Origin of the sequence: Pokkaliibacter sp. MBI-7 (genome assembly GCF_029846635.1) — a bacterium.
Lineage (GTDB): Bacteria > Pseudomonadota > Gammaproteobacteria > Pseudomonadales > Balneatricaceae > Pokkaliibacter.
In genome coordinates this window covers 708,145-720,224 of record NZ_JARVTG010000002.1, presented here as the reverse complement: position 1 = coordinate 720,224, position 12,080 = coordinate 708,145, and the positions used below count along the sequence as shown (strand labels likewise).

At 50.8% G+C, this 12,080-nt stretch carries 11 protein-coding genes and 1 pseudogene; 2 read left to right on the top strand and 10 right to left on the bottom strand.

Annotated elements, in window-relative coordinates; all coding sequences use genetic code 11:
* Positions 1–76 precede the first annotated feature (76 nt).
* The gene (locus QCD60_RS22940) at positions 77–598 is read right to left on the bottom strand and encodes a family 1 glycosylhydrolase (RefSeq protein WP_279788797.1); all 522 of its coding nucleotides are present in this window, start codon (positions 596–598) and stop codon (positions 77–79) included.
* A 76-nt stretch (positions 599–674) separates the two neighbouring features.
* Between QCD60_RS22940 and QCD60_RS22935 the strand changes: the two are divergent.
* Positions 675–965 (top strand): annotated as a pseudogene (locus QCD60_RS22935) (integrase core domain-containing protein); the annotation flags it as partial.
* A gap of 106 nt (positions 966–1,071) precedes the next feature.
* Here the strand turns inward: QCD60_RS22935 and QCD60_RS22930 are convergent.
* From QCD60_RS22930 to QCD60_RS22915, 4 genes are all read right to left on the bottom strand, one after another.
* Complete coding sequence (locus QCD60_RS22930; protein WP_279788795.1) at positions 1,072–1,731, bottom strand: glutathione S-transferase family protein; 660 nt, start codon at positions 1,729–1,731, stop codon at positions 1,072–1,074.
* 85 nt (positions 1,732–1,816) lie between these two features.
* Positions 1,817–3,292, bottom strand: coding sequence for a carotenoid oxygenase family protein (locus tag QCD60_RS22925; RefSeq protein WP_279788793.1), 1,476 nt, complete (start codon positions 3,290–3,292; stop codon positions 1,817–1,819).
* Positions 3,293–3,330: 38 nt separating this feature from the next.
* Positions 3,331–4,521: an MFS transporter gene (locus QCD60_RS22920; protein ID WP_279788791.1), complete on the bottom strand. Its 1,191-nt coding sequence runs from the start codon at positions 4,519–4,521 to the stop codon at positions 3,331–3,333.
* 71 nt (positions 4,522–4,592) lie between these two features.
* Positions 4,593–5,672: a hypothetical protein gene (locus tag QCD60_RS22915; RefSeq protein WP_279788789.1), complete on the bottom strand. Its 1,080-nt coding sequence runs from the start codon at positions 5,670–5,672 to the stop codon at positions 4,593–4,595.
* Between the two features lie 167 nt (positions 5,673–5,839).
* On the opposite strand from QCD60_RS22915, the gene QCD60_RS22910 reads away from it, so the two are divergent.
* Complete coding sequence (locus tag QCD60_RS22910) at positions 5,840–6,754, top strand: LysR family transcriptional regulator (RefSeq protein WP_279788787.1); 915 nt, start codon at positions 5,840–5,842, stop codon at positions 6,752–6,754.
* A gap of 90 nt (positions 6,755–6,844) precedes the next feature.
* On the opposite strand, the gene QCD60_RS22905 is transcribed toward QCD60_RS22910, so the two are convergent.
* Genes QCD60_RS22905 through QCD60_RS22885 form a run of 5 tightly spaced genes read right to left on the bottom strand, consistent with a single transcriptional unit; the run spans position 6,845 to position 11,879 of the window.
* The gene (locus tag QCD60_RS22905) at positions 6,845–7,489 is read right to left on the bottom strand and encodes a glutathione S-transferase family protein (RefSeq protein ID WP_279788785.1); all 645 of its coding nucleotides are present in this window, start codon (positions 7,487–7,489) and stop codon (positions 6,845–6,847) included.
* The gene (locus tag QCD60_RS22900) at positions 7,489–9,066 is read right to left on the bottom strand and encodes a bifunctional 3-(3-hydroxy-phenyl)propionate/3-hydroxycinnamic acid hydroxylase (protein WP_279788782.1); all 1,578 of its coding nucleotides are present in this window, start codon (positions 9,064–9,066) and stop codon (positions 7,489–7,491) included. Before QCD60_RS22900 ends, QCD60_RS22905 begins: the two co-directional genes overlap by 1 nt.
* Positions 9,067–9,069: 3 nt before the next feature.
* Positions 9,070–9,936: a fumarylacetoacetate hydrolase family protein gene (locus tag QCD60_RS22895; protein ID WP_279788780.1), complete on the bottom strand. Its 867-nt coding sequence runs from the start codon at positions 9,934–9,936 to the stop codon at positions 9,070–9,072.
* A gap of 6 nt (positions 9,937–9,942) precedes the next feature.
* Positions 9,943–10,845 (bottom strand): VOC family protein, encoded by a 903-nt coding sequence (locus QCD60_RS22890; RefSeq protein ID WP_279788778.1) that lies wholly within the window; start codon positions 10,843–10,845, stop codon positions 9,943–9,945.
* Complete coding sequence (locus QCD60_RS22885; RefSeq protein WP_279788777.1) at positions 10,842–11,879, bottom strand: amidohydrolase family protein; 1,038 nt, start codon at positions 11,877–11,879, stop codon at positions 10,842–10,844. Before QCD60_RS22885 ends, QCD60_RS22890 begins: the two co-directional genes overlap by 4 nt.
* Positions 11,880–12,080 lie beyond the last annotated feature (201 nt).

Sequence of the window (12,080 nt, the reverse complement as noted above, 5' to 3'; positions counted from 1 at the left end):
CCAAGCTCAGTAAATGCCGCATCTCGCAGCGTAACAGCCGTTCAGACTGATACGCTGCGCATGGCCATGCTGCTGCCTACACGCTGTTGCTCTTCGCTATGTCGCGATACACCAGTGCGCTGGGTTTGGGCTGCCGTTTGAGCGTCTGCAGATCAACAGTATGCAGACCAAAGTGCGGCGTGAACCCTCCAATCCACTCGAAATTATCCAGCAATGCCCAGTGCACGTAACCTGCGACCGGCACACCGGCATCCATGATCTTTTTCAGTTCGGTCAGCGCTGCCGGAATAAAGTCGGCACGGATACGGTCGTCATCTGTGCCAACACCATGCTCCGTTACCAGAATGGGTTTACCCGTGACTTCATGGGCATATCTGACGGCGTTAGCCAGTGACGGCGCGTACACCTCGCTGCCCATGTAGTTCAGCGTTGCACCTTGTGGCGCGGGCAGCTTGCCTTTGTCATCCCAGACTGCACGCTCGTAGTTCTGCACGCCGATAAAGTCGCTGTATTGTGCTGCCCGCAGCCAGTCACCATAGAGCTCTTCGCGTTTGGCATCACGCAGACTGTGCGCTCCGGTTGCCTGATCGTCGAACATGGCCAGTGAGAAGCCTGCAGGCAGCTTGCTGTTGGCCGCTTTGATCGCCTGATATCCCTGTTTATGACCTTCAATCGTGTCGCTGCGTTACAGCGAGCGGCTGGCTGAGATGGGGGTCGCGCCATCGGTGGGCAGCAAGGGCGACAGCTACGACAACGCGCTGGCAGAGACGATCAACGGTCTGTACAAGGCCGAAGTGATCCACCGGCGCCGCTGGCGCAGCCTGGAAGAGGTGGAACTGGCGACCCTCAATTGGGTGTCGTGGTTCAATCACCAGCGGCTGCTTGAGCCACTTGGCTATATTCCACCGGCAGAAGCTGAGGCAAACTACTACCGCAACCTCGGGAGTCAGGCCATTGCGGCTTGACTCAAACCAACCAGCCTCCGCAAAACTCGGGGCGGTTCAGAATGCGTATATAGAGCCTCCCAGGATACACTCTGAGAGACCCACACAAAAAGATAGCTAGAAATGATTAAACGAACATCGCAAGCATTCCGAGCTGACTAACTGGACGAGGAATCCTAAAACTGACATGTTTCCAATCGCTTGCAGCTGGCCTTTCGAGGCTAACTTTCAACCATTTATCTAATGCTGGCCATGGTGATAAGTCTATTGCGGCAATAGGCACTAATGTCATAACTGATGCAACGTTGAGATCTGCAACACTAAATCGATTCCCAACAATATGAGAGTGTTGACTCAAGTGTTTATCCAGAACACCCCAAGGTCGAGATAGCTTCTGTAATGCGATAGCAAACTCATCTTGGCTTCGTGAAGACTCATCGAATAGAACGTTATTAGCTGCTGCCAGCAATAGAGGTTTCTCTATTTCTGTGACTGCCCATAAGGTCCATTGAGTCATGAGGGCATCTTCTTCCATGTCAGCAGGAGACAATGGTCCGCCAAACTTCTTTGCTAGATAAAGATTGATTGCTAAAGATTCAAAAAGCTTAAGACTGTCATCCGTCAAAGCAGGTACTCGTCCATTTGGATTGAGCTGAAGAAACTCAGGGTTATGAGTACTGCCATCAAGAAAATTTGTTGGCTCATGATGAAAGTCTACATTCAACTCCTTAAGCATCCAGGCACAACGATTTGCGCGAGAATGCAATGATCCATATAACGTAATCATGCAAAACTCCTGTAATACTTTTTATAATTTCGGAAATACTAGGAACGTTCGTTGGGTGATTTTCTTTTTTACACCAACATGTTATCTACCAACCTAATGCATCGGAAGTAACCCAAATTCCGTGAAATCCTTCATGTACACGACATGGAAATTTAATGATAGCGATTGGGCCTTGAGAAAGATTTCTTGCATCCAGAATGACCAGATCAGTGCGATTCTCATCTCTTCTGCCGACCATAGACAATAACCATCCATCCCCTTCTTCAGCATCCTGGCTTCGAGGAACGAAACATGGCTCTTCTGGAGAAGAGTTTGGACCTGCATAGAAAAAGTCCAGTTTTCCTGTCAGCTCATCAAAGTGACCTAAACAAGTAAAGGGAGGGCCTTTAGGACCGGGTTCCAGCATTGGCCCTAGTGATGGGTTATTTGTTCCAAACCAGTAATGACGGTTTTTTGTCATTGCAAAGCGCGGGTCGATGACAGGCATCTCACCAATGTGTTCAATGAAGCGCTGAATATCAACGCTGTCACCTTCACTGTTAATATCAATTGTCCAACGTTCTCCGAATGGAGGCGTCTCATGTGCAGATGGGTTATGGATATCAGGAAACTGACTTAACCATCCGGAATCATTTACAAAATGATCAAGAACAAGTTTGCTCCCATCCTCCCAGGCATTAAATGAATGGGTTTGCATTGCGACCTTTGGTGCTGTGTACCATCTAATGCCTGATACGCCTACATCACGAGGAATAACAGCAACATATGTTTTCTTTTTACTATCCCAGTGCCAATATGACTCACCCTGCTCTACCCGCTCCCAGTCACACACCATAGGGCAAATAACAAAGGCAATAAAATTACGTGAAACCAGAAAATCATGAACCATAGAGCAATACGGAGCCCTAAAGCGCTCAGTACTTTTAAACTGACCATCTTTGCTTATGGTATAAACTTCAATTTCATCACTTGCCACCCCATTACAGTTGTATGCAAATGCAATGCAGTCGCCTGTAACTGGATCAAATTTAGGATGAGCCGTAAAGGTTTTGCTTTTCAGCTGTCCATTAAAATCGGACTCACCGAGAGTAGTGAGATCAACTGGGCTAAGCTCATAGGGCCGGCCTGATTCTTTAAGAGCGTAAAGTTTGCCATGATGCCACATAATTGATGTATTAGCGGTGTTTGAGTCTTCGCCAGTTACTTCTGATGAGTCTGTAAATGGGTTTCGATAGGAACCAAATAATGCTTTGCGAGCTTGACGTTCTCGTTTGAATTTGTGAGTGCGTACATAGCGCATGGACAGATCAGCATGACCATTCTGCATACGAACCATGTGCACCATTCCATCACCATTTAAGAAGATGTCTTTTCCTAGTAATGGTGGATAGGTGTGATCTGCACTGTTCCGGAAGTAGGCACCTTCCAGTTCTGGCGGAATAGTTCCAATAACTTCCAGGTCATGTACCTGCCCCTCAATTCTGACAGGAGCGGCGTAGCCATTGAAAACTACATCATCAGGAAAAAGCATTTTTGACGGAGGAGTTACCTTGTTATTCATATCAATCTCCACGAAATAGTTTTATGAAGAAGTTTTATTTAAGAGTTAGCCAACATGGCAGACTCATTACTCTGATTAAGAACATAACGGGCGCGTAGCAGTAAGCCGATAGCAAAACATGCAATAACAAGAACTGCACAGCCCAACCCACCGTATCCAACACCCGTAACAATCAGCCCGCCTAAAACAGGCCCAAGTGCAGACCCTGTCATCATCATTGCTGGCGTAGCAGCAACTGCTCGACCCGTCGGATCAATCTTTGACAGCATTCCAAATAGAAATGTATGCGTAAAAATAGTCAGAGTGACATAGACAGCAGCAGGCGCAGCAAAGAGCTGATATTCATGTGAATTTGTAATGGTAAGTGCACATGCTCCTTGTAGACACAGACCAGCTATACCAACTCCAAAAGGAGAAAGATGTTTTTGCAATAGCGCTGCTAAGATTCCTGGTAGCAAATTAACAAATCCCATTACTACCAGTAGTGTTTGTATTTTTTCTTTACTGAACCCACGCACATCACCAATACGATCCAAATAGGAAAATACAATTGCTTGACTAAGCGCCAGGCATGCGATGACAGCAATAATTAACCATGCAGTACTGTGCAGCTTATATGCTTCAGTTCTCACGGCCTTTGGAGCGAAGTTATTTGATGGTGGTGTTTCTATATCAGGAAAGAATAATACTGCACTAACTGCTGCTAACCCCATCGTAATAGAGAAAGCGATAAAGATTACATGCGCACCCATGCTGTGCATTAACCCCGGCAGCACAGCAAACATGATAATCGCAAGCACTCCCATAGCGACATTAACGATACCAAATAGCCGGTGTGGATTTTCTGATCTACCAATACATCCATGAGTCACCGAGAGTGCAGAACCAGAACCTAATCCGGCGGCAAAATGTAGAATCAAAAGAGTTAAAAAGCTATGTGGATCAATGGGTAGAATAGCTATTGCTATAAAGCACGACGCCGATAATGAGAAACCAAAAAATGAAACATGACGTCGTGGAAGCATCTCAAACTTAGATGATAAATATATACTTGATATAACAACGCCGAGCAAAAACAGAGTGACGGTTAAACCAGCTTGAGGTGCTTGTAATTTATAAGACTCCATTAATGCAGTTATCCATAAGGGTAAAGCCGCTAAGTCTATCATTCCGGCCATATGCCCCACGCTAAGTGCAGCATTACCAGAAAGGGTGTTGATTTTTGTCATTATTAATTCACCTATTATTTGGACTTTATTATCTACCCTCTCAAGATAGAAGGTGTCTTTTTAACTGAATTCTAAAATCTAAAGTTCAATGTACCCAAAAGTGCACTATTTATTCGATTGCCGTTGAAACCCTGATGACGGGAATACTCAACGCCTACTCGCATCCCACCCTGAGTAAGCATAGATATGCCAGTGCCAACAACCCCATAAGAAGGCTCCTGAACATACTTATCCAAATTATTCACATACTCTCTTTCATATCCCAAAAGAAATGTAGGAGTCCATTCACCGGGAGAGGTTTCTTTCTCAAGACGCAGATGTGTCCACCATGTACCATACTCTTCAGAATCTCCAACCACTCCTGATGAAATCACGCCTAGGTTATTAGCTGTAGATTCAAGATAGTTATGCTGATACTGAATACCTAATGCAGGGTGCAGAACCCAGCCTACCGGTATTACACCAGTATCATCTTGCCGATATTGGCCAATCAGTTCAGCCTGTGTGTAAATATGATCATCGCCTTGTTTATGTATAAGAGAGAAGGAGGAAGTGATTGGGTTGGTTACTTTAGTTGTTCCCCAGTAATACTCTGCACGCGCAGCCATCCCCCAGTGAGCTGAAAATTTTCTAATTGCGTCGACACGTATTCCACCGCCTTTAGACTCAATATCGCTACTTGCTATTCCAGAGCTATTTAAATCAGATGCTTCATAAAAGGCTCCAATACCTAGCATAGTGTCAGTATCAATATAGTGAAGATACTCAGCATCTAAGCGATATATTTCGCCATCGAGGGTGTTTTGATTGCCATAGCCATTTGGAAAAGTTCCTTTAATACCAAAAAGTAGATCAGAATTTCCCCCGGATAGGGAATGCAGAACTTTTATAGGAATAACAGAGTCTGTTGTTTTGTCGGAATAACCATTTTGAGGTGCAGATGGAGATTTTGCTCCACCTATCGTTGAGCGTGCCTGGCCTATACGCCATTGCACAGATCCATACTGATCACTTTCATAAAATGATCTTAGTAGACCTGCTTTACTAAAGTTTATCTGTGACTGGACTGATAAAGGAAGCTCTTGCGAGAATGCTTCAGATGAAATCATTGTTACAGCGGCTACTGCCACTGCATTTTTAATTTTTCTCATTCTATTTTCACCCTATTATTTTTATCTTTTCTAGGCCGACTCTGACAATGATAGATTGTCTTAAAGTGCAGATTTACCATATCAGGCAATATAAAATAATAAAATCAGATTGAATTAATGCCTTGTATTGATAGAATTAATACCTGAATAATTAGGAGTATCCTAGAATGCGAATGGACAAGTTTGACTTAAATCTCCTGATTGTCCTCGATGTATTGCTGGAAGAAAAAAATGTCACGAGAGCCAGTGAGCGTCTTCATATTGGACAGTCTGCAACTAGCGCAGCACTTTCCAGACTACGAGACCATTTTGAAGATAGTTTATTAGTTCCAGTAGGACGCCGGATGGAGCTAACTCCTTTGGCCAGAAGCCTAATTAACCCTGTCCGAGATGCTCTAATGAAAGTCCGAGCTACTGTAGCGCTGCGTCCATGCTTTGACCCAGCAACAGTAAATAGAAGTTACACTATTGCCGCATCAGACTATATGGTTAGTATCTTGATTTCGAAGGTTGTGCGTGAGATAGCAAATATTGCACCGGGTATGCATCTCAATCTCACTCGTGTCCCTGATGATATATTGGGACAGTTTGAGAAAGGCGATATTGATATATTGGTCATTCCTGAGCAATACGCAAAGCGAATTCAGCACCCTCAAATTGATCTTATGCATGACGAACATATTTGTATGATGTGTGCTGAACATGCCATCAATATTAATGAGCTTTCAATGGACGATTATATGAGTAGCGGCCATGTTGCTATTCGCATAGGAGAGGAAGGCAGCATTGCATTTGAGGAGTGGTTTTTACCCAGATATGGCAGACAGCGCCGAATCGAATGTACTGTGGATCACTTCAGTGCTGCCCCCTTTCTTGTTATGGGGACTGATCGTGTTGTCACTCTGCACTACCGTTTAGCCATCGAAATGGCGAAGCATTACCCGGTAAAACTTCTGCCTGCACCTTTTGAAATGCCCTCACTGACCGAAGTAATGGTGTGGCCATGCTACCAAGATGAAGATCCAGCACATAAATGGTTAAGAGAGCGATTGCTATCAATTGCTTGCACTATCACCCACTAAGAATGTCTTCACAATCTCGCGATTTATAACCAGATAAGGCGAGAAGCGCTGCAGATCGCGAATAGTTCTAAACATTCATGCAGGGCACAGTTAACTCGCCTTGGCTTCGATCGCCATGGCCAGCTGCCAGCTGGGATGCTGTTCGGCGCGTTGTGACCACTTTTCCAATGCGGGCCACTGGCTGCTGTCCAGCCCGGCCAGCTGCGCCCGTTGCCAGGCCCACAACAGATAGGCATCGGCCAGTGTCCACTCAGACGCGGCCAGCCACAGCCCTGTTTCGCTGCTTAGTTGCTGCTCGGCAACCTGCAGTTGCTGCGTCAGCTCCTGCATGGCGGCAGTGCGAACGATTTCATGCTGTGAAACATCGGGGTGAATCCGTGCCGTCATGCGCAGGCGGTAGATCAGGGGATGAATCGTACCGGCACACCAGCTCAGCCACGACATCGCCGTGGCACGGGCAAAACCCTGCAGTGGCAGCAGCCGCTCCTTTTTGCCCTGTATTGTCGCCTGATCATCCAGATAGACAGCGATGGCGATCACGTCAGTCAGCGGCCCCTCGGGCGTGACCAGAACGGGCACCTTGCCCTTGGGGTTGATGGCCAGATAGGCCGCCGAACGCTGCTGCCCTTCTGCCAGTTTCACCTGCTCAGCCTGACAGGCCAGGTCGAGATGTGCGAGGGCGGCCATGACCACGCGTGAACAGGTGCCGGGGGCGAAATACAGGGTGTGATTCATCAGGACTCCTTGCCGCTCAAGGTCTGCAACAACTGTCGTTGCAACACCAGCAGCGCTTCATGGGTGGCGGCCGTACCATAAACGTAGTTGTCTGGCCGAACCAGCGCGGCCGTCACCTGATGCCGGTCAAACCAGCCTGCCAGCACATTGTCCTGCTCGGTCAGCTGATCACTGCCGAGCCGCGCAACCGTCAGCGACAGCAGCGTACGCAGCTGTTCATCAACGGCACCGGTACTCTCGGTCAGGGTAATCAGCCTCCAGCCATGGCCAAGCTGCTGATCCATCCGCTCGGCCCCCGCGGCTGACGCCACCCAGGGTTGTGGAAACAGGCTGCCAGCGGCGGTGGACTCGCTGATCAGGCCGGTGGTCAGACGTGGTAATACGTCCTGCCGCGGTGTCGGCCTGACCGTACCCTGACAGTCGCTGAGCAGTTTTTGATCACGGGCGCGGGCTTTGTCTGCATCCCGCTCGCAGATCACTGCGCCGATCGCCTTGATGGTGGTTGTCAGCTGACGAACATGTTCTTTGCGCTCAACACCGTAACTGTCGAGCAGCCGCTCGGCAGCTTCGCCGTCGATGGTCTTATTCAGCACGCTGAGCAGTTTCCAGACCAGATTGCTGACATCACGCACGCCCTGACACATACCCTGCCCCAGAAAGGGCGGCTGCTGATGGGCGGCATCGCCGGCGATAAAAACACGGCCTGCACGCCAGCACCCGGCTACCAGTGCATGGAAACGGTAACTGGCCTGACGCCACAACTGAGCATCATCCGGCGTGATCCAGCGCTGCAGCAGTTGCCAGGTGCCTTCGGGCGTTGCCGCCAGCTGCGGATCTTCACCTTCCTTCAGCGAGATTTCCCAGCGGCGGTGATTGCCGGGGCCGATAACGAAGGTGCATGGCCGCTCAGGCTCGCAATACTGCACGCTGGTTTGCGGCAGTTTCTGCAGACCCTGCTCATTGGCCAGCACATCTACGACCAGCCAGGGTTCGTCGAAATCGAGGTCTTCCAGAGTGATGCCTGACAGACTGCGAACGGTGCTTGATGCGCCATCACAGCCGATCACGTAGCGTGCACTGATCGTCCTGCTGTGGCCGTCCTGATTTTCGACAGTGAGATGGACCAGTGTCTCATCCGGTTGCTGTTCCTGATGCTTGTCATCCTGTTGCAGTCCGGTCACTGTGACACCCAGATCGACCGTGACAGAAGGCAGACTGGCGACTTTACGCCGCAGCACTGCTTCCACCGGCGGCTGGGTGAACACGATGGAAGGGATATACCCCTGCGGGTAGGGCTTATCGACCATGGTCATGCGACGGATCAGCTGCCCGTCCACGCCGTAGTAACAGGAGTCGGTAAAGGGCTCGCAGTAAGGTTCAATCTCACCCATCACCCCCAGCTGCTGGAACACCCGCTGGATCTCGTGATCCAGCGCAATGGCACGGGGCTTGTCATAGACCGCGGAAATCCTGTCACACACGTAGACCTGCATGCCAGCCTGCCCGAGCAGACCGGCAGCTACGGCCCCGGATGGGCCGTAACCTACGATGGCGACGTCATAGACTACGCCTGTCATCGCTCAGACCGCCTCTGCCAGAATCGGGTTAGTCAGGGTGCCGATGCCCTCAATGCGGATTTCGACGGTATCACCCTCTTTCATCCAGACCTGAGGCGTACGGGCCTGTCCGACACCTGCCGGGGTGCCCATGGCGATCACATCACCGGGTTCCAGCGTCAGGCACTCAGACAGCAGGGCGATGGTTTCGGCGACGGACCAGATCATGTCGCTGGTCGTCGCGTTCTGCATGACTTCGCCATTGAGTACACACTGGATATTGAGGCCCTCGGCTCCCTGTGGCAGCTCGTCAGCGGTCACCAGTACCGGGCCAAAGCCGCCGGTGGCGTCGAAGTTCTTGCCGATAGTCCACTGTGGTGTGCGCTTCTGATAGTCACGCACTGACATGTCATTGAAGCAGGAGTAGCCGAACACGTAGTTCAGTGCCTCCTGTTGTGAGACGTGACGCGGTACGCTGCGACCAATGATCACAGCCAGCTCCGCTTCATAATCAAACTTGCTGGAAATCTTCGGTACGCGGCCGGGCTCCTGATCGGCCAGCAGTGAGCTTTTGCCACGGAAGAAGAACCAGGGATAGTCCGGCTTTTCACGGCCACCCTCTTTGGCATGGTCGAAGTAGTTCAGGCCAAGGCAGATAAATTTGCCGGGCTCGGGAACCAGCGGTGCCAGTGTCACCGTATCCAGTGCCAGCCGCGCGGCGGTGCTTTCATGAGCAGCACGGGCAGCAGCCTGCAGATCCACGCCCGCTTCCAGAGCTGCACGCATATCGGCAGGCACCTGTGGCTGAGCGTCATTGAAATCGATGAGATGGTTCCCTTCGATCAAACCCAGACGAGCTTGTCCATCACGGAGGTAGGTAGTCAGTTTCATTTGTTGTTATCCATTCACTGGGATGAAAAATACGCTTTTCTGAGCTTCTTTCAGTGCCTTTGATGGGGGCTGGGAAATCCCCCAATGGTCAACCCTGCCCGCTGGCCAGGTCCAGTCTTCCGGGCTTCCGGCGCGGTAACTGTCATCGATCTGTTCGACTTCGGCTGTGTACTCGATCACCTCACCAAAGGGGCCGATAAAGTAGTTGAAGGCGTTGTTGCCCGGGCCGTGCCGGCCGGGGCCCCATTCGATGGGATGCTGGGCGTCACGCATACGGCCTCCGCCGCGCATAACGGAATCAATGTCGCGCATCAGAAAGGCCACATGATTGAGGGCATCGTTGTCGGCATCGCCAAAGGCAATGGTGTGGTGGTCGGTATCACAGTTGAGGAAAGCCATGATGCGGGTGCGGTCGGCCAGCCTGAAGCCAAACACGGACGCAAAGAACTGCTGTGACGCGGCAACGTCGTGGCTGTTGAGTACGGCATGAGCGAGCCGGATCGGCCGGTCAGGTGATGCGGTGACTTCTGTACGCAGCTGGTCGCCGTAAACCACACGAAAAATACGTCCGTGCGGATCGGCAATCACGACTTCCTGCCCACCGGAGGGCTGGGCAGACGGGCCGGGTCCAGCCAATACCTTTCCGCCCTGCTCCTGCACCTGTGCTGCGATGTCGTTCAGCGCACTGGCGCTGCGCGCGCGCAGCGTCACATCACGAATAGCCAGCTGGTCGGCCTGATGCAGTGCCAGCAGATGGTGGTCTTTGCCGGTACCGCTCAGGTAGATCGCTGATGTGCTGCGAGCCGCGACATCCAGGTGCCATACGTCGGTATAGAACCGTTCAGCCAGTGCCAGGTCAGGTACGTTAAAGGCAACGCTGCGCAGCCCTTCGATAAGCGGAGAACTCATAATGAAATCCTTGAATGCGGTGAAGCCAGACCAAGAAAACGCTGTGCATTGCCAAACAGCAGTGCATCTCTATCGGAGGCGGACAACTGACAGGCATGTACCTGCGCCGCCGGCTGCTTTTCGCGGAAATTGAAGGGGTAATCGGTACCCAGCATCAGCTGGCGGGCGCCTAACTGTTGTATCAGGTGTTGCAGCGTGTGCTGATCAAACACCAGCGTGTCGAAATACAGCTGGCGCGCCTGTGTTACCGGTGCCGTCTGCATGCTTGCCTGAAGGTCAGGAAAAACCAGCCATCCCTGCTGCAAGCGCGGCAGTAGCGATGCAAAGGTGCCACCACCATGGCTGAACGCCAGACGCAAGGCAGGGAGGCTTTCCAGTAAATTGCCGGTAATGACTGAGGTAGCAGCCAGACCGACATCACTGGGATAAGCAAGTACCTGTTGCAGTTGAGCAGGACCAACCAGCCGGTCCATACCCGTTGGCTTCAAGGCATGCACGAAGACCGGTATATCCCGTTCGGCACAGGCCTCGAAGAAGGGTCGCAGGCGCATATCGCCCAGCGGAATACCATTGATATGACTGCCAATTTCTACGCCGCTCAGCTGCAGATGGCTGTGCAGGTAGTCCAGCTCTGCCAGAGCCAGGTTCATATCCTGCAGGGGTACAGCGCCGAAACCCTGCAGCACACCTTCACTCTCGGCCACCATTACAGCGATGGTCTCATTGAGAAAACGTACCAGAGGCTGTGCCGTGCCAGCGGGGAGCCAGTAGCTAAGCAGCTCCGGCATGGGAGAAATAACCTGCATCGCGATGCCCATTTCCGGCAGATCAGCCAGACGTCTGGCAACGTTCCAGCAATGGTCAGACACAGTGCGGTAGTTCTTGCCGTCAATCATCACATGACGGTGGCAGTGCCCTGCTCTGGCAGGTGCCTCCACCATGGCAGGCCAGCCCTGGGGAATCTTTCCGTCAATCCAGGCCGGGAAATGGCCGGGGACGACGTGAGCGTGAATATCAATGCCGCAACAAGTCATAGCAGGCACTCTCGCAGTAGTTCTCGTTAGTTGTTTTTGTTCGACGGCTGATGTGTCACCAGCTGTGAGACTGTTGAGAACCATATACAGGAATGCGTAAAGCGGCAACTAAAAATACAATATTATTTAATAAAATTTTTAATATATTATTTATAGAAAATGGAATGACCCTACACAAACCAGCAACGGCCTGCCCGCAAA